Below are 20,350 nucleotides of genomic sequence, written 5' to 3' on the forward strand. Positions count from 1 at the left end.
CTACCAGGCCAGCAGAACGAGCTCGGAGCAAAAAGCCGGGCCCATAGCGATCATCAGTCCCATCGAACCAGTAGGCGGCGGATCGGCCAAATTGGCGCGGAGCACATCCAGCACCGACACCGAGGACAAGTTGCCGTTGTTGCGCAATGAATTTCGGGTGTGGTCAAGTGCGCCGTCGGGAAGGTCTAACACTTCCTCCACCGTCTCGATCACCTTCGGCCCGCCCGGGTGGCAGACCCAGGTGGACACGTCGCCCGGCGTCAGACCGTGGTCAGCGAGGAAATGGCGAACGTCTTCGCCCAGATATTTCTCGGTGACGGTCGCGACGTCGGCCGACAACACAATCCGGAAGCCGTCGGTGCCGATCTTCCAGCCCATGACCTCTTCGGTGTCGGGGTAGATCCGGCTTCGGCTGGCCAGCACCCTGGGGCCGGTACGTTCGGCGCCGGCCGCCCGCTTGGCGCCCTTCGCGATGACAGCGCCCGCGCCATCACCAAAAAGGCTGGTAGCGACCAGATTGGCCACCGAATTGTCATTACGCTGAATGGTCAGTGAGCACAGTTCGACCGCCAGCAGCGCCGCCACCTGGTCAGGAAACCCGCGCAGGTAGTCGTGCATGCGGGCCGTGCCGGCCGCGCCGGCCACACAGCCCAGGCCGAACAGCGGGACGCGCTTGACGTCCTGGCGCAGCCCCACCCGGGTGGCCAACCGCGCCTCCAGTGTCGGCACCGCCAGCCCGGTCACCGTCGTCGAAAAGACGATGTCGACCTCCGGCGCCTTGACCTTCGCCTCATCGAGCGCCGCGAGAAACGCCTGCTCAGCCAGATCGAGGGCGATGTCGACGTAGGCATCGTTTGCCTCGGTGAAGCCGCTCAGCTCGCGGTACCGGGACAGCGGCAGTGCGGTGTTGCGGTACTCGACGCCGCTGCTCAGCGCGAACCGCCGAAATTCCGGGCCGGCGAAGTCGGTCAGCGCGCCGATCGCTTCGTCCTGCGTGTAACGGTTTGGCGGAAACTTCACCGCAACTGCGGCTACGGACGGATCTGCATAGGTCGTCGTGGTTGTGGAAAGTACGTGCACGGAAATGCCCCCTCGGATGGTGCCTACGTACCTGGTTACGGTGCCGTAGGTAGGTCGGTTCGGACTCGGTCGTTGTGAGCCTGACCACTGGTCATCCGGCCGTGCGCGCGATGTGCCTGCGTGATCCCGTTGCGCGCAGCGCGCCCCCCGCCCAGGCCGGGTTAGGTTGGAGGTATGCGAATTTTGGTCACCGGCGCCACCGGCTACGTGGGATCGCGGCTGGTTACGGCCCTGCTAGCCGACCAGCACCAAGTGATCGCGGCTAGCCGAGACCCGGAGCGTCTCCAGCAATTCGGGTGGTTCAACCAGGTGGTACCGGTGCAGTTGGACGCATCCGATCCGGCGTCGACGCGAGACGCTTTCGCAGCTGCCGCGGACGCGGTGGGCGGACCGGTAGACGTGGTGTATTACCTGGTCCACGCGATCGGTCAGCGCGATTTCCGCGAGGCCGATAACGCCGCTGCCGCCATCGTCGCGACCGCTGCCGGGGACGCCGGAGTGCGCCGGATCGTCTACCTGGGTGGTTTCGTGCCCAACGACAAGACCCTGTCCGAGCACCTGGCCAGCCGGGCCGAGGTTGCCCAGGCCCTGAGCGTCGTGGGGGGGCCGGAGTTGGTGTGGCTGGGCGCGGCGATCATCATCGGCGCCGGCTCGACGTCGTTCGAGATGTTGCGTTACGTGGCGGACCGGTTCCCGGTCATCCCGACGCCGCCCCGGTTGGACAACCCGATCGACCCGATCTCCATCCGCGACGTGCTGCACTATCTCGTCGCGGCGGCAGATCCCGCGCAGGTGCCCGCGGGCGCCTACGACATCCATGGCCCCGACACGACGTCGTACCGCGGGCTGCTCAAGACGTATGCGCGCGTCGCCGGCAAGCGGCAGGTCATCATCCGGGTGCCCGGATTCCATACCGCGGTGACCGCGCGGGTGCTCGCCTACACGTTGCCGGTGCCCTTTGGGCTGGCCGGAGATCTGGTCGACTCGCTGGACCACCCGATGGTGGCCTCGGTCAGCGGGCTGCACGACCTGGTGCCCGATCCGCCCGGTGGGCTGCTCGGCGCCCGCGAGGCCATGGCGCTGGCCTTGGCGGGCCGGTCCAACCGGCCGCGGCCGGTCAACGCGTTAGCCGATCCGCATGACCTCGCCGATACCGATCCGGAATGGGCGGGGGGTGACGCGCGGCGCGTGCGGCGGTTCGCCCGATCGCTCGGTGGCGGAGGGCGAACCAGACTGCACGCCCTAGTCGCGCTGACCCTCAAGGCGCTGTGGGTATGAGCCAGCCCGTGGCCCCCTACCGCACCAGGGTGTATTCCGAGCTGCGCCGTGCGATCACCAATGTCGCTGTGCCACAACATGAACCACCCGGAGTCCGGCGCCGCCGCCGCTTCGTCGTCGGCGTCACGCTGGTGATCGGCGCAGTGGTGCTTGGTTTTTCGCTACGGCGCACGCCGGGGGAGTCGAGCTTCTATTGGCTGACGCTGGCGCTGGCGGCGGTGTGGCTCTGCGGTGCGTTCCTGTCCGGGCCGCTGCATCTGGGCGGGATCAATTGGCGGGGCCGCAACCAGCGCCCGGTCATCTCCGGGACGGCCGTCGGTCTGCTGATCGGCGGTTGCTTTGTGTTGGGCGGGCTGATCGCCCGGGAGATTCCGGCCGTCGCGGCCTTGATCGTGCGGGTGCTGCAATTCGAAAGTCAGGGAACGCTGCTCTTCGTCGTGGTGATCACGCTGGTCAACGGGGTCGCTGAAGAGGTGTTCTTCCGTGGCGCGCTTTATACCGCGCTGGGCCGGTTTCACCCGGTGGCTATCTCGACGGTGTTGTACGCGTGCGTGAGCTTGGCCAGCGGGAACGCGATGCTTGGATTCGCCGCGATCATCCTCGGGACGGTGTGCGCGTTAGAGCGCCGGGCCAGCGGCGGGGTGCTGGCACCCTTGCTGACTCACTTCGCGTGGGGTCTGATCATGGTGCTTGCCCTACCTCCCTTGTTCGGCCTATAGAGCTAGCCGGCCCAATCCGGGTCACTGGGCAGCAGGTCAGCCGGCGCGCGGCGCAACGATTCCCACGTGGTGGGCAGGCTGCGCGCCCGGTGCAGCGCGAGCGTGACGGCGTCCCGGTAGCTGGTCAGGCCGGCAGCGGGCGGCTTGATGATGTCGTCGATATCGGCGTTGCGCATCACCGCGTCGCATTCCAGCGATTCGATCAGCGGGCGCGCCAAACCGGGCGGAATCGGGGTCACGGCCCCGATCCACAGGCTGGCGATCGTCGGCGTCAAAAACGGCAGCACAATCAGGTAACGCCTGCGCAGGCCGGCGACCTCGGCGTACACCTGCATCATGTCGCCGTACTCCAGCACGTCGGGTCCGCCGATATCCCATGTCCGCGACGACGGCACCGTAGCCGTGGCCGCCGCGGCCAGGTAGTAGAGCACGTCGCTTACCGCGATCGGCTGAATTCTGTTGTGCACCCATTTGGGCGTGGTCATCACCGGCAATCGGTTGGTGAGATGGCGGATCATTTCGAACGACGCCGACCCCGATCCGACGACCACGCCGGCCTGCAGCACCACGGTCTCGATGCCGGAGTTGATGAGGGCCTCACCCACGGCCTTGCGTGATTCGAGATGGGGGGAGAGCTTGCGGTTGTCCGGATGCAGCCCGCCCAGATACACGACCCGGCGCACCCCAGTACGGCGGGCGGCGGTCACCACGTTGTTGACCGAGCGGTACTCCTCGGCGGCGAAATTCCTCGACGAGCCCATCGAATGGACCAGGTAGTAGATGACGTCCATCCCGTCGAACGCTTCGATCAGCGAGTCGAGGTTGGCCAGGTCGCCGCGCACCACCTCGGCCTGTTCGTGCCACGGCACGTCGGCCAGCTTGTCGGGGTTGCGGGCCAGCGCGCGGACTCGGTGGCCGTCATCCAGCAGTCGCGGCACCAGACGGGCGCCGATATAGCCGGTCGCTCCGGTCACCAGGCAGCGAACTTGTCCAGCCATCGATGCTCCCCCTTTCCGTTTGTCAGTTGTTCGGAACTGTCGCAGCAGAGGATGGTCATTTTTGCCGCGATTATGTCGGCGGTGGATCGGTGAAGTCGGGGGTGCGGCGCTGCTGGAATGCCTTTGCGCCCTCGATGAAGTCGGGTGAGCGCAGCAGCAGGGATTGACCGCGGAACTCCCGCTCCAGCGCCGAATCCAGCTCGGTCAAGGTGGCCGCGTTGATCGACTCCTTGGTCTTGGCGTATGCCACCGCCGGGCCCGCCAGCAGTTTCGAGATGACCTTGCCCACCTCGGCGTCGAAGTCCTCGGCCGGATAGACCGCGGTGACCAGCCCCGCGGCCAACGCCTCGGCGGCCGGCAACCGCTCGGCCAGCAGCGCCATCCTCATCGCGGCGACCCGGCCGATCGCCGCCGCGACCAACGCCGACGCACCCCCGTCGGGCATCAACCCGACCTTGGTGAAGGCAAGCATGAAAAATGCTGTGTCAGAAGCCAATACGAGGTCGCATGCCAAAGCCAGGGACACACCGACCCCGGCGGCCGGCCCGTGCACGACGGCGACGACCGGCCGCGGCGACGCGGTAATTGCCCGGATGGCGCGGTTGGCCTGCCTGATGATCTCGGTGCCCGGTCCGCCGCTGCCGCTGACGTCGTCGGCGCTCATGCCGGCCCCGGAACAGAAGCCGCGGCCCGCACCGCCGAGGCGCACCACCTTGACTCGTGGATCGGTGGCCGCGCTCTCCACCGCGTCGGCGATGCCGGCGAGCACCTCGGTGGTGACGGAGTTGAGGCTGTCGGCGCGGTCGAGGGTCACCGACAGCACGCCGTCGGACAAGCTGACGTCCAGGCCTGCGACGGGAGCGAGGGTGGCGATCGCGGATTCCGGCATGTGCTCACCCTAGGTGACCGGCTGCGCGGCGATCCGGGGCAGCTGCGAAGATGCCAACGACCGGTCGTTCGATCGGGACGACGTCAGGGCAGACGAAAGGTCGGTGGGTCATGGCGGCTCCGTTGAACGGACCTCTGAGCGGACTCCGCGTAGTGGAGCTGGCCGGTATCGGCCCGGGTCCACATGCGGCGATGATCCTGGGGGATCTGGGCGCCGACGTGGTGCGCATCGATCGGCCGTCGTCTTTCGCCGCCGCCGGCGGCGAAGGCACGGTGAAGGACGCCATGAGCCGCAACCGTCGCATCGTCACCGCCGACCTCAAGTCCGACGAGGGACGCGAACTTGTGCTGGGCCTGATCGCCAAGGCCGACGTGTTGATCGAGGGCTACCGGCCCGGCGTCACCGAGCGGCTGGGCCTGGGTCCGCAGGACTGCGCGAAGGTCAACGACCGCCTGATTTACGGCCGGATGACCGGCTGGGGTCAGGCCGGCCCGCGCAGCCAGCAAGCGGGCCACGACATCAACTACATCTCGCTGAACGGGATCCTGCATGCCATCGGCCGGGCGGGCGAGCGGCCGGTGCCACCCCTGAATTTGGTCGGCGACTTCGGCGGCGGGTCGATGTTCTTGCTGGTCGGGATCCTGTCCGCACTGTGGGAGCGGCAAAAGTCGGGCAAGGGGCAGGTCGTCGACGCGGCCATGGTCGACGGCTCCAGCGTGCTCGTCCAGATGATGTGGCAGATGCGCAGTTCCGGGTTGTGGTCCGACGAGCGCGGCACCAACATGCTGGACAGCGGCGCACCCTACTACGACACCTACGAGTGCGCCGACGGCCGCTACGTCGCGGTCGGTGCCATCGAGCCGCAGTTCTACGCCGCCATGCTGGCTGGGCTGGGGCTGGACAACGCCGACCTGCCGGGGCAGAACGACGTCAGTCGCTGGCCCGAACTGCGGGCCGTGTTCACCGAAACGTTCGGCCGCCACGACCGCGACCACTGGGCCAAGGTGTTCGCCGACTCCGACGCCTGTGTCACGCCGGTGCTGGCCTTCGGCGAGGTGCAGACCGAGCCGCACATCACCGAGCGCGACACCTTCTACGAAGTCAACGGCGGTCTGCAGCCCCGGGCCGCCCCGCGGTTCTCCCGGACCGCGCCGGACACCCCGCGCCCGGCGGTGCCGGTGACCGACGCCCAGGCCGTCCTCGACGACTGGGTATAGTCCCGACCAACAGGTTGGTAGGCAGCTGGTTCGACGAGAGGGAAGGACTCGGATGGAGATCAAGGACGCCGTCGCGGTCGTCACCGGGGGCGCGTCAGGCCTGGGCCTGGCCACCACCAAGCGCTTGCTGGACGCGGGCGCGCAAGTGGTGGTGATCGACCTGCGCGGCGAAGAAGCGGTTCGTGAACTCGGCGATCGCGCCCGCTTCGTCGAGGCCGATGTCACCGATGAAGCCGGCGTCGGCAACGCACTCGACGTGGCCGAGTCGCTGGGCCCGCTGCGCATCAACGTCAACTGTGCCGGCATCGGCAACGCCATCAAGACGTTGTCCAAGGACGGCCCGTTCCCGCTGGACGCGTTCAAGAAGGTGGTCGGGGTCAACCTGATCGGCACCTTCAACGTGCTGCGGCTGGCCGCCGAGCGCATCGCCAAGACCGAACCACTCGGCGAGGAACGCGGCGTCATCATCAACACCGCCTCGGTCGCCGCGTTCGACGGTCAGATCGGCCAGGCCGCCTACTCGGCGTCCAAGGGCGGCGTCGTCGGTATGACGCTGCCGATCGCGCGCGACCTGTCGCGCGAGCTGATCCGCGTGGTGACCATCGCGCCGGGATTGTTCAAGACCCCGCTGCTGGGCTCGTTGCCCGAGGAGGCACAGAAGTCGCTCGGCAAGCAGGTCCCGCACCCGGCTCGGCTGGGTGACCCCGACGAGTACGGGGCGCTGGCGGTGCACATCATCGAGAACCCGATGCTCAACGGCGAGGTCATCCGCCTGGACGGCGCGATCCGCATGGCGCCGCGCTGACCGGGTTTTCTGCGCTCGACAAAACGAAAGCCCCCGCCGTGGCGGGGGCTTTCGTTAGAGAGAAGAGATCAATGGGACCGACGGAACCATCGACTGACGTTGGGTTCGGCCATAAGTAGCCGCGCGAGCACGCTCATGGACGGTCAGCTCGCCGCCTGCAGGTGTTGCCAGTCTTCGAGCTGCTCTGAGGTCTCACCCTCCACAAGCATGTCGCCGTGGTAGAGGGCTTCGAAGTCGGCCTTGATGACATCGGCACTGGTGTCGTCGATCCACATGACACTGAGCCTAAGTGCAACCATTAAGGAATCTTTGAGTCACGATTCGGAAAATGGTGGCAATTTACTCGCCGGTAGCGTTACTGGGCAGTAACAGCCGGATCCGGCCGATGAGCTGGCGGCCTACGGACCACTTTTCCCGCCCTCCTGAACCATCCGCGCGCCCATCTCGTGCCTGGGAGAGGTGCTGTTTGACACCTGTAATTTAGCGTTGGTAAGTTCCCGCGATATGGCGTGAGCCAGGGCGTATGCCCAGGGGGAGGACGGCAAGGATGCTGCAACGGATCGCCCGACTGGGCATTGCGGCGCCGCGACGAATCCTTGCGGTAGGCGTGCTGATCTTCATCGCCGCGGCGGTCTTCGGCATCCCGGTCGCAAAGAGTCTGGCTCCCGGAGGATTTCAAGATCCCCACTCCGAGTCCTCGCGCGCCATCGCGGTGATGACCGACAAGTTCGGGCAGAGCGGTCAGCAGCTGCTGATCCTGGTGACGGCTCCCGCGGGCGCCAACAGCGACCCGGCCCGCACGGTAGGCGCCAACCTCGTCGAGCAGTTGCAACACTCGCCGCTGGTGTACAACGTCTCGTCGCCCTGGACCGCCCCGCCGCAGGCCCAGGCCGACCTGCTGAGCAAAGACGGCAAGTCGGGGTTGATCGTGGTCAACCTCAAAGGCGGCGAAAACAACGCCCAGAACAATGCCCAGACCCTCGCGGACCAGTTCGTGCACGATCGCGGTGAGGTGACCGTCCGCGCCGGCGGCTCGGCGATGCAGTACGCCCAGATCAACACGCAGAACCAGGACGACCTCCTGATCATGGAGATCATCGCGATCCCGCTCAGCTTCCTGGTGCTGATCTGGGTGTTCGGCGGGCTGCTGGCCGCGGCGCTGCCGATGACCCTCGGCGCGCTGGCCGTCGTCGGCTCGATGTCGGTGTTGCGGCTTTTCACCTTTACCACTGAAGTGTCGGTCTTCGCGCTGAACCTGAGCACGGCCCTGAGCCTGGCGCTGGCCATCGATTACACGCTGCTGATCGTCAGTCGCTACCGCGACGAATTGGCCGAGGGCGCTGACCGGGAACAGGCACTGATCCGGACCATGGCGACCTCCGGTCGTACCGTGCTGTTCTCCGCGGTCACCGTCGCGTTGTCGATGTCGGCGACGGCGCTGTTCCCGATGTATTTCCTGCGGTCGTTCGCCTACGCCGGGGTGGCGACCGTGTTCTTCGTCGCGACTTCATCCATCGTGCTCACCCCCGCCGCGATCGCGTTGCTGGGTCCGCGGCTGGATTCGCTGGACGTGCGGCGGCTGGGGCGCCGGATGCTGGGTCGCCCCGACCCGGTGCCCAAACCCATCGAGCTGGGGGTACCGCCCACTCGTGGGGGACAGTTCTGGTACCGGTCGAGCAAGTTCGTCATGCGCCACTGGCTGTCCACCGGTGTGGTCGTCGTCGCGCTGCTGATCCTGCTCGGCGTGCCGTTCGCCTCGGTGCGGTGGGGGTTCCCCGACGACCGGGTGCTGCCGCCGTCGACATCGTCGCATCAGGTCGGTGATCAGTTGCGCGACAATTTCGCGCACGACTTCTCGACGTCGGTGCCCGTCGTCATCCCCGACGCTGGTGGGGTGGACCCGGCCGATCTCGACAAGTACGCGGCCGACCTATCCCGGGTCCCCGACGTGTCGGCGGTGTCGGCGCCGGGCGGGACGTTCGTGAACGGGAACCGGGTGGGGCCGCCGACGGCGGCCACCGGGTCGGCCGACGGCAGCGCTTTCCTGACAGTGAGCAGTACCGCGCCGCTGTTCTCGCAGGCCTCCGACACCCAGCTCGCACGGTTGCACGAGGTGGCCGGGCCGGCCGGCAGAACCGTCGAGATGGCCGGCGTCGCACAGGTCAACCGGGACAGCGTGGACGCCGTGACCGAGCGGCTGCCGCTGGTGCTGGGGCTGATGGCCGCCATCACCTTCGTGTTGCTGTTCCTGCTCACCGGGAGCGTGGTGCTGCCGGTGAAGGCGCTGCTGTGCAACGTGTTGTCCTTGACCGCGGCGTTCGGCGCGCTGGTGTGGATCTTCCAGGACGGACATCTCGGCGCGCTGGGCACGACGCCGAGCGGCACGCTGGTGGCGAACATGCCGGTGCTGCTGTTCTGCATCGCGTTCGGCTTGTCCATGGATTACGAGGTGTTCCTGCTCGCGAGGATCCGCGAGTACTGGCAGGCCTCCGGCACCTCGCGATCCGCGGCTCCGGCCGAGGCGCACGCCGCCAACGACGAAAGTGTGGCGCTCGGTGTGGCCCGCACCGGCCGGGTCATCACGGCGGCGGCGCTGGTGATGTCGATGTCGTTCGCCGCGCTGATCGCCGCCCACGTGTCGTTCATGCGGATGTTTGGTCTCGGCCTCACACTGGCCGTGCTCGCCGACGCCACCCTGGTGCGGATGGTGGTGGTTCCGGCGTTCATGCATGTGATGGGCCGGTGGAACTGGTGGGCGCCCAAGCCGCTGGTGTGGGTGCACGAGCGTGTCGGCATCGGTGAGGGGCCGGCGGCTGAACCGGTCGCACCCGGGGTCGACCCGGCGCAGCACAACGGGAGACCGGTCGACGGGTCGGTCATCAAGATCGGTTAGCGCCGGGGCGTTATTCGCCAAACCCGCATCTGCCGTTTGATGATCCCGATAATGTATGGTCTTCCACTTGAGTGGGCGCGTGGGACCGGCTTAGCGGGTCCGCAACGCAAAGGTCTCGGGCAACGGCCCGGGCGGGGGATTTGCCTTGGAGGAGCTTCGGGTATGACGCAGGCCGCGGTCAGGTCGGTCGACCATCCGTTCTTTGCCCGGGTGTGGCCCGTCGCCGTCAATCACGAGGCCCCGGTGATACGCGCCCTGCGTCAGGAGAACCTGGTCGGCCTGTCCGGCCGCGTGCTGGAAGTCGGGGCTGGTATCGGAACGAACTTTCCCCTCTACCCCGACTCGGTCGAGCAGGTGATCGCCATCGAACCCGAACCGCGGCTGGCCGCCCGGGCTCGGGCCGCGGCTGCCGTTACGCCGGTTCCGATCCAGGTGATCGACGCGACGGTCGAGGAATTCGGCACTGGCGCGCAATTCGACGCGGTGGTGTGCTCGCTGGTGTTGTGCTCGGTGAGCGATCCCGATGGTGTGCTGCGGCAGCTGATGTCGGTTCTGCTGCCGGGTGGACAGCTGCGCTATCTCGAGCATGTGGCCAGCACCGGCGCACGGGGCCGGTTGCAGCGGTTTGCCGACGCGACGGTGTGGCCGAAGTTTCTCGGCAACTGCCACACCCATCGCGATACCGAGCGCTCGATCGTCGACGCCGGGTTCGAGGTGGACAACTCCCGGCGGGAGTTCACGCTGCCGTTCTTGACGATCCGGCCGGTGGTGTCGGAGCTGGCGCTGGGCCGGGCCCGCAAGCCTTTGGCAGGTGTCGGTTTTACTTCAGCAGGGCGGGCAGCCGTTGCAGCAGGCCGGGCAGCGCCTGGCTCGCCGGCTCGCGGATACTGATCGTCGCGCTCGACGACAGCGGGGTGGGCTCGGGATTGACCTCGATCACGGCCTTACCGCGGGCCAGCGCAAGCTCCGGCAGGCCCGCCGCCGGGTAGACGATTGCAGAGGTTCCCACCACCACCACGACGTCGGCGCCCTCGGTCGCCTCGACGGCCCGCTGCCACGGCCCCTGGGGTAGCGGCTCGCCGAACCAGACGATGTCCGGACGAATCAGGCCGCCGCACCTTGGGCACACGGGCGGTTCGACTTCCAGCGCGGGTTCGGCCATCGCCGGTAACGGCTCGTTGTAAGGCAGACCGCAACTGGCGCAACGGAATTCGAACAGACTTCCGTGCAGGTGGTGTACCGGGCTGCTGCCCGCGCGCTCATGCAGGTCATCGACGTTCTGGGTGACGACGCTGACCTCGGCATAGTCCTCCCAGGCGGCGATGGCGCGGTGCCCGTCGTTGGGTTCGACGGCGGACACCAGGTGGTGGCGCCACAGATACCAGCCCCACACGCGTTCGGGATTGTCGCGCCATCCCTGGGTGCTGGACAGCTGGTACGGATCGAAGCGGGCCCACAAGCCGTTCTTGTCGTCGCGAAATGTCGGCACCCCGCTTTCCGCGGAGATCCCGGCACCACTGAGCACCGTCACTCGCATTCACCAAACATAGCCGGGCCCGACCGATGCTGGGTGATACTGGTTACGTGGAGCTGCGGGATTGGCTACGGGTCGACGCGAAAGCGGGCAAGCCGCTGTTCGATCAACTCCGGTCGCAGGTTATCGACGGCGTCCGCGCCGGAGCGCTGCCGCCGGGCAGTCGCCTCCCGACGGTGCGCGACCTGGCCGGTCAGCTGGGCGTGGCGGCCAATACCGTGGCCCGCGCCTACCGTGAGCTGGAGTCCGCGGCGATCGTCGAAACACGCGGGCGCTTCGGCACTTTCATCTCCCGCTTCGACCCGACCGACGCCGCGATGGCGGCCGCGGCCAAGGAATACGTGGAAGTGGCCCGCGCGCTGGGGCTGACCAAGTCCGACGCGATGCGCTACCTCACCAACGTGCCGGACGACTAGGGCGTCAGCCGAACTCCAGCAGCGTCACGGTGGGACGCACCAGTTCGAAAAACGGTGTGTGGTAGATGAACGACGCCGCGGCGTTGAACAACGCACCACGTCCCGGCGGCGGCAGCAGATCGCGCACCGCGCGCACCCCGGGCACCGTGTTCACCAGGTCGGCCGCCTGGCCGGCGGACAGGCTGAACGGCATGGGCGGCACCCGGTAGCGGCGCGACGGACGCAGAGCGCCGCACCGCGTCAATCTCGAGAACCAGGCCGGCGGGACATCGAACAGCATCCGGCCACCGGGAAATCGCTTGGCGCACTGCGCTATTAGGCCCAGTGATTGCTCCGGCTGCAGGTACATCAGTAGTCCCTCGGCGGTGATGACGACCCCGTTTGACGCGTCGACGGAATCCATCCAGCTGTAGTCCAGTGCGGACTGCGCCAGCAGCGTCACCCGTGGTGACGGCGGCAGCAGCCGGGTGCGCACATCGATGATGGGTTCCAAATCAACCGTCAGCCAACGGAATTGAGCATCTGGGCGGGCCGCGTCCAATCGCCAGAAGCTGGTCTGCAGGCCCTCGGCGAGCGCGACCACCGTGGCCGCCGAATGCTGATCCAGATACGACAGGGTATGGGTGTCGAAGACCCGGGCCCGTAGCGCCATGCCCTGGCTGCCTGCCGTACCGAACTTCGCGAAGTCGAAGTCAATCGAGTCGAGCAGCGTGACCGCCATCGGATCTTGCAGCACGGCATCCGGGCGGCGGGCTTCGGAGGCCCGCGAATTCAGCGTCAGCAGGGCGGTCTCGGAGACACCGCTGAGGGTGACGTTCTCTTTGGCGGGCTGTTGTGCGGAGGTCATCGATACCAACGTACTCAACGCAGCACTTTGGCCAGCGTGCGCAGGTTGCGGGTGGTGGTCGACGACTTGTAGCGCGGCTTGCCCATCGTCTTGCCGATGGCGCTGTCCAGGGTGCCGCCCTTGGGCACCTGCCAATAGATGACGCCGTCACCGCGGCTGATTTTCTCGTTGGGACCGGCCTTGGCGGCCAGGGCCGCAAGCTCGTCGAGCACCGCTTTGTCGGCGACGAACGTGACATAGGACTGGTACCCGTCGACCTCGCGCTCGAAGGGGTACGCCCCGTCGATCGCGCGTACCGCGTCGATGTCGTAGGCAAGCACCCACGCGTCATAGCCGAAGTTCTCGCGCAACGCCGCTTCGGCTTTCTTGCGCACGGCGGCCGTCCCCGAAGCCGACTCCAGCAACACATTCCCCGTGGCCAGGACGGTGCTCACGTTGCTGAACCCCGCGGCCGTCAAGGCGCTGGCCACCTCGGCCATCTTGAGGTTGATGCCGCCGACATTGACTCCGCGCAGAAATGCCGCGTATTGGGTCATGATTCGATTCCACCAGCTCGGCGTAGGCTTTCGCCATGGGACGCCAAGTCTTCGACGACAAGCTGTTGGCCTTGATCAGTGGTAACTCCCTCGGGGTGCTGGCCACCATCAAAAGCGACGGGCGACCCCAACTGTCCAACGTGAGCTATCACTTCGACCCGCGCGAGGTGGTGGTGCGGGTATCGATCACCGAGCCGCGGGCCAAGACCCGCAACCTGCGCCGCGACCCGCGGGCGTCGATCTTCGTTGACGCCGACGATGGCTGGTCGTATGCGGTTGCCGAGGGCATCGCGGAACTGACGCCGCCGGCGGCGGCCCCAGGCGACGACACCGTCGAGGCGCTGATTGCCTTGTATCGCAACATCGCTGGCGAGCATCCGGATTGGGACGAGTACCGGCAGGCAATGGTCACCGATCGCCGGGTACTGCTGACGCTGCCGATCTCGCATGTGTACGGCATGCCCCCGGGAAAGCGGTAACCAGGCTAGGCTGCCGGTATGGCCGAATCGAAGCCCGAGGAAGACGACGAGACCAAGCGCAAATTCCGTGAGGCGCTGGACCGCAAGATGGCTAAATCGGCGGGTGGTTCCGACCACAAGGACGCCGGGGGCAAGCAGTCACGGGCGGCGCATGGCGCCGCGGGCAACCGCCGGGAGTTCCGCCGCAAGAGCGGTTAACCGTTGTCCGACAAGGCTTTTCAGCCTTGCGGCGAGGTGAGCCAGTCGATCGACGGGTCGGCTTGGCCCGGTTTGCCGCGCAGGCTTCCCCGGGTACTGGGGTGCTCGAAGTTCATCTGCGACGGGTCGTTTTGGTATGACCAGTCCGCCACGATGGTGCGCTGACGGAACTTCCACCGTCCGTCGTGCTGGGTGTACTCGTCGAGGTATCGGCCGCCGATGATGACGTCGATGTCGTGTTCGGGACCGGCGAAGGTGTGAAACACCAGGCAGTAGATCTCACCGCGGGCCGTATCGCCGTCGACTACGAAGTTCGTTGTGGTGATGTTGTGTTGGGAGACAAGCACATATGGCTCTGCCGCCTTTAGCTGCGCGATGAACTGTTCGACGCCGCCGCTCGAGAACGAACCGTGCGAGTCGGTCGCGTCGGGGTGATACAGGTCCCGCAGCGCCGCATAGTCGGCGCGGTCGACGGCCCGGCAGTAGGCGGTGACGAGCTGATGCAGTTCGTCGCGGGCCAGCAGCAGCGTCAGTCTTCCCGCGTCCGGGGCCTCATCCAGCACCACGCCACGATAGCGCGGTCATTGCTGGTGAGTAGTCTGTGGACCAATGGGTTCTCGGTCCCAGTGTGCTCAGCGAAAGGTTGGTCGTTGACAGTGAAACTTTGCCTCGCTCAGGATCCCGAGGCCGACAAGCTGCTGGCCGACAGTCCATTGGCCCTGCTGATCGGGATGGTTCTGGATCAGCAGGTCACATTCGAGACCGCATTCGCCGGACCGAAGAAGATCGCCGACCGGATGGGCAGCTTCCCGGGCCTCTCAGCGGCCGACATCGCCGACTACGACCCCGACAAGTTCGCCGCACTGTGCTCGGAAAAGCCTGCGATACACCGCTTTCCGGGGTCGATGGCCAAGCGCATCCAAACGCTGGCCCAGATCATCATGGACCGCTACGACGGCGACGCGGCCGGATTGTGGACCGCCGGCGACCCCGACGGAAGCGAGCTGCTGCGGCGGATCAAGGGACTGCCCGGCTTCGGCGACGTGAAGGCGCAGATCTTTCTGGCCCTGCTGGGCAAGCAGTACGGCGTGACGCCAAAAGGCTGGCGCGCGGCCGCAGGGGACTTCGGTCAGGCCGGCTCGCATATCTCGGTCGCCGATATCGTCGACGACCAATCGATGGGAAAAGTGCGAGCGTATAAAAAGCAGATGAAAGCCGCTGCCAAGGCGGCGACGTAGAAGGTTCAGAAGGGAAGGCGCCATCGTGAAGACACACATCACGTGTCCGTGCGGAGAGGCCATCGTCGGCAAGGATGAGGACGAGCTGGTCGAGCTGACCCAGGCTCACCTGTCCAGCGTTCATCCGGGCCTGGACTACGACCGCGACGCGATCTTGTTTATGGCCTACTAGCCGACCCCCACTCCAAAGGCGAGCGCGCGTGTCGTGCAGTGACACGCGCGCTCGCACTAGGGAGGGTGTTGGTTGGGCTGATTACGGCACCACCGTCGAGCCGATGGTGGGCAGGAACTGGCACTGCTTTTCCTTGGTGGTCACCTGACCGAAGATCGTCGACATGATGCTGCCCGAACCGGTGTCGGCTATGGCGGTCAGTGTCGTCGGCCCGTCGGGGTTGATGTCGGTACGCGGCTTGAGCGTTACGGTGCCCGACTTGCCCGTCGTCAGGTTCACCCAGGTGACGTTCAGCGGCAGCTTCTGCACCTCGGCGGGCCCGGGCGTGCCGACAGCGGTGAACACGTAGGCGGTCTGGCCGGCTTGGGGGCCGGGCAGCGGAATCGTGGCGGGCCCTGCGACCGACAGCGCGGCCGCTATTGAGCTAGTGCCGTCCGCGAGGCAATTGCTGCCGATCGAGGGATACATGAAGTCCTGCGTAATCGGGGCACCAGGTCCAAAGCCCGGGGCCGCGCCCGGCGCGGCCGGGCCAGGAGCGGGCGCGGGTGCCGGGGCAGGTGCCGCTTGCGGCGCGGCCGGAGCCCCCGGAGCGGGGGCAGCTGCCGGTGCCGGTCCCGGAGCTGGAGCGGCTGCCGGAGCCGGTCCCGGAGCGGGGGCCGCTGCCGGAGCAGGTGCTGGTCCTGGAGCGGGGGCCGCTGCCGGCGCCGGAGCGGCTGGCGCGGGTGCCGGTCCCGGAGCCGCCGCCGGCGGAGTAGCCGCGGGAGCGGCAACCGGACCAGGACCCACCGCGCGAACCGGATCGATCCCCGGGGGCAGGTGCGACTCGAAGCCGGGCTGCACGCCGGCCGCCGGAACGTGCTCCACCGGCAGACTGTCGGGCACGGCCACGCCGTTGGGCACCGCGACGGGCGCGCCGGGAACCGGGGCGGCCGGCTCCTGCACGAACTGACTCACCGACGTCGCCACGCTCTTCGACTCGGCGGGCGCGGCGGGATTGTGGGTGAACGCCTGTGCGGCGGACATGAGCAGCTGGGTCGCCTGCCCTGGGTTGCCTGCCGCTTGCTGGATGATCGGGCTCAGCTCCGACAACGCGGGCAGGCCCGGTAGCTGCGGAGCGGTATTCGGTGGCGGTGTCGGTTGCGGTGCCGCCGGATCGGCCGCCGCGTTCGGGCAGAGCCCGAACGCGGCAGCCGATGCAGTGACGACAACGGCCACACCTTTGGAGAGATTCCAGATGCTTCCCACGATTTCCTCCGGTCCTAGGTAGTGGGTGGTCGTCTAACTAGCTGCTCAGGGCAGGGCAGAGAGCAGCGACGGCGCCGCCAGCGGCGCCGGGGCCGCTGCGGCAGGAGCACCGGCAACGGGAGCACCCACTGCACCCGGGACAGCGCTCGCCAACGCGGGCAGGTCACCCGGAATCGACAGCTTCGGTGGCACGTTCAGCGGCAGGCCGGGCAGGGCCGGCATGTCAACCTTGGCGACCTGAGGCAGGTTCGACGTCGCCGCCGGAGCCGAGGCCGATGCGGCCGGTGCGGTCAGTCCCGGGATCGAGCTCAGTCCGGGAATGCTCGACGCCGGAGCGGCGGGAGCCGCCGGTGCCGCCGGTGCGGTCAGTCCCGGGATCGAGCTGAGCCCGGGGATGGTCGATGCCGGAGCAGTAGGTGCGGCCGGCGCTGCCGGTGCCGTCAGCCCGGGGATCGAGCCGAGTCCGGGGATGCCCGACGCGGCCGGAGCGGACGCCGGTGCGGCTCCCGCGGCCGGGGTCAGACCCGGAAAGGTGATGCCGGGAGCTGCTGGCGCCTGCGGCGGGGTCGCCCCCAGCGCGGTCGCGAAGTTCTGCAGAATCTGCGGTGCGTTGGCAACCGAAGCAATCAGCTGCTGCGGAATGTTCTGCATCGGGTCGGGCACCGCCGACACGGGGTCGGCATGGGCGATTCCGCCCGTCAGTAGAGCTGCGGACGAACCGACCACGACGGCGGTTGCACGCAAGTAGGTCCAGATGGTTGGCATTGCTCCCCCAAGGGATAGACAACAGGTGACGCCCTGAAGCTACGTTGATGCTGGTGTGACTCAAGTGACACGTGTGGCATTTATTTGATCGTTACGGATACGAGTGACGGCAGTTACCCGGCACCCGCAAAACGCCCGCCCCACTAAAGTCGGGCAGATAGACACCATCTCGGCCGCTCCGGCGGCAACGACCCCCGGGCGGCTGGCGAATCTGCTCCACACGGCGGCCCCGCTGCTGTTGATCGTGAGCATCGCGGCGCGCCTGGCCCTGACCTACCTGGGTCCCAACGGCGCAAACTTCGTTGACCTGCACGTGTACCTCGGCGGTGCGGGCGCCCTCGACCATCCGGGCAGCCTCTACGACTACGTGTACAGCGAGCACACGGCGGACTTCCCGCTGCCCTTCACCTACCCGCCGTTCGCGGCGCTGCTGTTCTATCCGCTGCACCTGCTGCCGTTCGGCGTGGCCGCCTTCGGATGGCAGGTCGCCATGATCGTCGCGCTGTACGGCGTGGTCCGCATCAGCCAGCGTCTGATCGGCGTGCCGCGCGACACCGGTCAGCGTGTCGCGATGGCCTGGACGGCGATCGCGATGTGGATCGAGCCGCTGCGCAACAACTTCGACTACGGGCAGATCAACGTGTTCGTGACGTTGGCCGTGCTCTGGGCGGCGTACACCTCGCGCTGGTGGCTGTCCGGACTGCTGATCGGCGTGGCGTCCGGCATCAAGCTGACCCCGGCAATCGCCGGTGTCTACCTCGTCGGCGTCCGGCGTTTCGGCGCGGCCGCCTTCTCGGCGGTCGTCTTCCTGGCCACCATCGGGCTGTCGGCGTTGGTCGTCGGCGGCGAGACCCGCTACTACTTCACCAAGCTGCTGGGCGACGCGCACCGCGTCGGGCCCATCGCCACGTCGATCAACCAATCGTGGCGCGGCGGGCTGTCCCGGATCCTCGGCCACGACGCCGGTTTCGGTCCGCCGGTGTTGCTCGCCATCGCCGTCACCGCGGTGCTGGCATTCCTGGCGTGGCGGGCACTGGACGGCTCCGACCGGCTGGGCAAGCTGCTGGTGGTCGAGTTGTTCGGGCTGTTGCTGTCGCCCATTTCGTGGACCCACCACTGGGTGTGGCTGGTCCCGCTGATGATCTGGCTGATCCACGGACCGCTGGGCGAGCGGCCCGGCGCGCGGATAGTCGGCTGGGGCTGGCTGGGGCTCACCCTCGTCGGCGTGCCGTGGTTACTGCTCTTTGCCCAGCCAACCATTTGGCAGATCAGCCGTCCCTGGTACCTGGCCTGGGCCGGGCTGGCCTACATCGTGGCGGCGCTGATCACCCTGATCGTGATCGCGGCCTCGGGCCGGCGCGGTGCGGGGGACCCTGCCCCGGTTGCCCGGCAGCCTGCCGCGCCGACGCTGCGTTAGTCGGCGACGATCCCGTCGATGTCGCGCGCCATGTCGACGTCGTTTTTGGTGATACCGCCCTCGGAGTGCGTCACCAGCGCGAAAGTCACTGTCCGCCAACGAATATCGATATCCGGGTGATGATCCTTGCTCTCCGCATGCTCGGCCACCCGGCGTACCGCGTCGATGCCGGCGAGGAAACTCGGGAATTTGATCGAGCGACGCAAGGCGCCGTCGGTCCGTTCCCAGCCGTCGAGGTCGGGCAGTGCGGCGTCCACTTGTTCATCCGTTAACACAGCCATAGCCCTAAAGTACCGCCGGACCTGCGTGGCGAAACACCGCTTGGATTGGCCTACCCGGTCGTCAATTCCAGACGTTTCAGGCGCCGAACCAGAATGCTCGGCAGCCAATCTCCTACGTCGGTTGCCTCGATCCAGGTGGTTCGGTCCAGCAGGGTCCGCAGCACGATGTGGGCCTCCAGGCGCGCCAGTGCGGCTCCGACGCAGAAATGCACTCCCTTGCCGAACGTCACATGGTTCTTGCCGCTCGCGCGGTCGAGTCTGAATTCGTTCGGTGCTTCGAACTGCACCGGGTCGCGGTTGGCGGCGCCCCACACCAACAGCAGATGGGCGTTGGCGGGCACGTCTACCCCGCCCAGCGTGGTGTCGCGCCACACGTGCCGGTAGTGGCCGCGAAACGGTGGTTCATAGCGCAGCGTCTCCTCGATGAAGGCGCTCAACGATTGGGGATGCTCGCGCACCCACGTCTGGATGTGGGGGCGGGTGCCGAGAATCCATGCGGCGCTGCCCAGCAATGAAGCCGTCGACTCACCCGCGGCGCTGAACAGCGTGAGCATCATCCCGAGTGCGGCGATCTGCTCCAACTCGCCGGCGGCGCAGCGTGCGGCCAGATCGCCCATCAGGCCGGCTTCCGCGAGGCCGCTCGCCTTCCCGAAATGCTCCATCACGTAGCCGGACAATTCGAATGCCGCGGCGCTGGCGGACTGCAGTTGCGCGGACGTGACGATGCCGTCCAGCAGCGTGGTGGTGGCGTAGCCGAGCCGAATGAGATCGTCGACGTCGCCATCGGGCAGGCCCAGCAGTCGCGCGACCACCATCATGGGGAGCCGGTTGGCGATGGCGCTCATCCATTCGATGCGCGCGTCGCGCACGTTCTCCTCCCACAACCGGTCGGCCGTGTGGGCGGCGAACTGTTCGATGACGCGAATTCGCTTGGCGGACAAGTGTGGTAGCAAAATCTTGCGGTGCGTCGCGTGCGCCGGATCGTCGGCGGTCGCCAGGGCGTGGATCGCAGCGCCCGGTTCACCCATCGGGAAAGCGCTGACAGTGCCGTCGTCGTGATAGACCATGGTCGCGGTGAGGTTGGACGAGAAGTCCTCGACCCGGGCGACCGCGTCGATTACCGCATCCCAGCCGCATACCGCGTAGAACTCGGAGTCGCCGATGCGGTGCACCGGGGCCTCGGCGCGCATGCGGTCGTACAGCGGGTAGGGATCCTGCAGCGCGTGGGCGCCGAAGAACTGGAGCGGATCCGCCGTCATGAGTTCAGGCTGGATGCGGCTCTGCGGCAGCGTCAATGCTGAGCCGCAAAGTTGATAAGCGGCCAACAGCGGGTCCGGCGCCCA

22 protein-coding genes and 2 pseudogenes are annotated in these 20,350 nt (G+C 67.2%); 12 read left to right on the forward strand and 12 right to left on the reverse strand.

What is annotated here, in order from left to right:
• Entirely contained in the window at nt 1–1,080 is a 1,080-nt protein-coding gene (locus MNAB215_RS17320; protein ID WP_077079923.1) for a type III polyketide synthase, read from the reverse strand.
• A 174-nt stretch (nt 1,081–1,254) separates the two neighbouring features.
• Between MNAB215_RS17320 and MNAB215_RS17325 the strand changes: the two genes are divergently transcribed.
• The gene (locus MNAB215_RS17325) at nt 1,255–2,358 is read left to right on the forward strand and encodes an SDR family NAD(P)-dependent oxidoreductase (protein ID WP_077079924.1); all 1,104 of its coding nucleotides are present in this window, start codon (nt 1,255–1,257) and stop codon (nt 2,356–2,358) included.
• Entirely contained in the window at nt 2,355–3,077 is a 723-nt protein-coding gene (locus MNAB215_RS17330; protein ID WP_077079925.1) for a CPBP family intramembrane glutamic endopeptidase, read from the forward strand. The genes MNAB215_RS17325 and MNAB215_RS17330 overlap by 4 nt, the downstream gene beginning before the upstream one ends.
• 5 nt (nt 3,078–3,082) lie before the next feature.
• Here MNAB215_RS17330 and MNAB215_RS17335 read toward each other — a convergent pair.
• Together MNAB215_RS17335 and MNAB215_RS17340 are read right to left on the reverse strand one after the other, a co-directional pair.
• Nucleotides 3,083–4,075, reverse strand: a pseudogene (locus tag MNAB215_RS17335) (NAD(P)H-binding protein); the annotation flags it as partial.
• A gap of 70 nt (nt 4,076–4,145) precedes the next feature.
• Nucleotides 4,146–4,964 (reverse strand): enoyl-CoA hydratase, encoded by an 819-nt coding sequence (locus MNAB215_RS17340; RefSeq protein ID WP_077079927.1) that lies wholly within the window; start codon nt 4,962–4,964, stop codon nt 4,146–4,148.
• A gap of 122 nt (nt 4,965–5,086) precedes the next feature.
• On the opposite strand from MNAB215_RS17340, the gene MNAB215_RS17345 reads away from it, so the two are divergent.
• Together MNAB215_RS17345 and MNAB215_RS17350 are read left to right on the forward strand one after the other, a co-directional pair.
• Nucleotides 5,087–6,181 (forward strand): CaiB/BaiF CoA transferase family protein, encoded by a 1,095-nt coding sequence (locus MNAB215_RS17345; protein ID WP_077082098.1) that lies wholly within the window; start codon nt 5,087–5,089, stop codon nt 6,179–6,181.
• 52 nt (nt 6,182–6,233) lie between these two features.
• Nucleotides 6,234–6,986, forward strand: coding sequence for a 3-hydroxyacyl-CoA dehydrogenase (locus tag MNAB215_RS17350; RefSeq protein WP_077079928.1), 753 nt, complete (start codon nt 6,234–6,236; stop codon nt 6,984–6,986).
• A gap of 143 nt (nt 6,987–7,129) precedes the next feature.
• Here the strand turns inward: MNAB215_RS17350 and MNAB215_RS30550 are convergent, their stop codons facing one another.
• Nucleotides 7,130–7,261, reverse strand: coding sequence for a hypothetical protein (locus tag MNAB215_RS30550; protein WP_108637648.1), 132 nt, complete (start codon nt 7,259–7,261; stop codon nt 7,130–7,132).
• A gap of 272 nt (nt 7,262–7,533) precedes the next feature.
• Here MNAB215_RS30550 and MNAB215_RS17360 point away from each other — a divergent pair, with 272 nt between their 5' ends.
• On the forward strand, nt 7,534–9,879 hold the full coding sequence (locus MNAB215_RS17360) for an MMPL family transporter (protein ID WP_077079929.1): 2,346 nt from the start codon (nt 7,534–7,536) through the stop codon (nt 9,877–9,879).
• 162 nt (nt 9,880–10,041) lie between these two features.
• Nucleotides 10,042–10,683 (forward strand): annotated as a pseudogene (locus tag MNAB215_RS17365) (class I SAM-dependent methyltransferase); the annotation flags it as partial.
• A 16-nt stretch (nt 10,684–10,699) separates the two neighbouring features.
• On the opposite strand, the gene MNAB215_RS17370 reads toward MNAB215_RS17365, so the two are convergent.
• Complete coding sequence (locus MNAB215_RS17370; protein WP_077079930.1) at nt 10,700–11,416, reverse strand: NAD-dependent deacylase; 717 nt, start codon at nt 11,414–11,416, stop codon at nt 10,700–10,702.
• A gap of 47 nt (nt 11,417–11,463) precedes the next feature.
• Between MNAB215_RS17370 and MNAB215_RS17375 the strand changes: the two genes are divergently transcribed.
• On the forward strand, nt 11,464–11,829 hold the full coding sequence (locus MNAB215_RS17375; RefSeq protein ID WP_077082099.1) for an Rv1152 family transcriptional regulator: 366 nt from the start codon (nt 11,464–11,466) through the stop codon (nt 11,827–11,829).
• Between the two features lie 4 nt (nt 11,830–11,833).
• On the opposite strand, the gene MNAB215_RS17380 is transcribed toward MNAB215_RS17375, so the two are convergent.
• Both MNAB215_RS17380 and MNAB215_RS17385 read right to left on the reverse strand, forming a co-directional pair.
• Nucleotides 11,834–12,676 carry a class I SAM-dependent methyltransferase gene (locus MNAB215_RS17380; RefSeq protein WP_077079931.1) on the reverse strand — a complete coding sequence of 281 codons (843 nt, stop codon included), beginning with the start codon at nt 12,674–12,676 and terminating at the stop codon, nt 11,834–11,836.
• Nucleotides 12,677–12,690: 14 nt separating this feature from the next.
• Nucleotides 12,691–13,212 (reverse strand): DUF1697 domain-containing protein, encoded by a 522-nt coding sequence (locus MNAB215_RS17385; RefSeq protein ID WP_077079932.1) that lies wholly within the window; start codon nt 13,210–13,212, stop codon nt 12,691–12,693.
• A gap of 35 nt (nt 13,213–13,247) precedes the next feature.
• Here MNAB215_RS17385 and MNAB215_RS17390 point away from each other — a divergent pair, with 35 nt between their 5' ends.
• On the forward strand, nt 13,248–13,691 hold the full coding sequence (locus MNAB215_RS17390) for a PPOX class F420-dependent oxidoreductase (RefSeq protein ID WP_077079933.1): 444 nt from the start codon (nt 13,248–13,250) through the stop codon (nt 13,689–13,691).
• Between the two features lie 18 nt (nt 13,692–13,709).
• A complete protein-coding gene (locus tag MNAB215_RS17395; protein WP_077079934.1) occupies nt 13,710–13,889 on the forward strand; it encodes a DUF5302 domain-containing protein in 180 nt (59 codons plus the stop codon).
• Between the two features lie 20 nt (nt 13,890–13,909).
• On the opposite strand, the gene MNAB215_RS17400 is transcribed toward MNAB215_RS17395, so the two are convergent.
• A complete protein-coding gene (locus MNAB215_RS17400; protein ID WP_077079935.1) occupies nt 13,910–14,455 on the reverse strand; it encodes a nuclear transport factor 2 family protein in 546 nt (181 codons plus the stop codon).
• Nucleotides 14,456–14,545: 90 nt separating this feature from the next.
• Here MNAB215_RS17400 and MNAB215_RS17405 point away from each other — a divergent pair, with 90 nt between their 5' ends.
• Both MNAB215_RS17405 and MNAB215_RS17410 read left to right on the forward strand, forming a co-directional pair.
• Nucleotides 14,546–15,127 carry an HhH-GPD-type base excision DNA repair protein gene (locus MNAB215_RS17405; protein ID WP_077079936.1) on the forward strand — a complete coding sequence of 194 codons (582 nt, stop codon included), beginning with the start codon at nt 14,546–14,548 and terminating at the stop codon, nt 15,125–15,127.
• A 25-nt stretch (nt 15,128–15,152) separates the two neighbouring features.
• Nucleotides 15,153–15,299 (forward strand): DUF1059 domain-containing protein, encoded by a 147-nt coding sequence (locus tag MNAB215_RS17410; protein WP_077079937.1) that lies wholly within the window; start codon nt 15,153–15,155, stop codon nt 15,297–15,299.
• A gap of 81 nt (nt 15,300–15,380) precedes the next feature.
• Here MNAB215_RS17410 and MNAB215_RS17415 read toward each other — a convergent pair whose 3' ends face one another.
• Together MNAB215_RS17415 and MNAB215_RS17420 are read right to left on the reverse strand one after the other, a co-directional pair.
• Complete coding sequence (locus tag MNAB215_RS17415; RefSeq protein ID WP_077079938.1) at nt 15,381–16,544, reverse strand: Rv1157c family protein; 1,164 nt, start codon at nt 16,542–16,544, stop codon at nt 15,381–15,383.
• Nucleotides 16,545–16,589: 45 nt separating this feature from the next.
• Complete coding sequence (locus MNAB215_RS17420; RefSeq protein WP_077079939.1) at nt 16,590–17,309, reverse strand: hypothetical protein; 720 nt, start codon at nt 17,307–17,309, stop codon at nt 16,590–16,592.
• 103 nt (nt 17,310–17,412) lie between these two features.
• Here MNAB215_RS17420 and MNAB215_RS17425 point away from each other — a divergent pair, with 103 nt between their 5' ends.
• Entirely contained in the window at nt 17,413–18,726 is a 1,314-nt protein-coding gene (locus tag MNAB215_RS17425) for a mannosyltransferase (RefSeq protein ID WP_077079940.1), read from the forward strand.
• On the opposite strand, the gene MNAB215_RS17430 is transcribed toward MNAB215_RS17425, so the two are convergent.
• Entirely contained in the window at nt 18,723–19,007 is a 285-nt protein-coding gene (locus MNAB215_RS17430) for a 4a-hydroxytetrahydrobiopterin dehydratase (RefSeq protein WP_077079941.1), read from the reverse strand. The two genes, MNAB215_RS17425 and MNAB215_RS17430, sit on opposite strands and share 4 nt — an antisense overlap.
• A 50-nt stretch (nt 19,008–19,057) precedes the next feature.
• The gene (locus MNAB215_RS17435; RefSeq protein WP_077079942.1) at nt 19,058–20,266 is read right to left on the reverse strand and encodes a cytochrome P450; all 1,209 of its coding nucleotides are present in this window, start codon (nt 20,264–20,266) and stop codon (nt 19,058–19,060) included.
• Nucleotides 20,267–20,350 lie beyond the last annotated feature (84 nt).

The sequence above is a fragment of the Mycobacterium numidiamassiliense genome (assembly GCF_900157365.1).
Classification (GTDB): domain Bacteria; phylum Actinomycetota; class Actinomycetes; order Mycobacteriales; family Mycobacteriaceae; genus Mycobacterium; species Mycobacterium numidiamassiliense.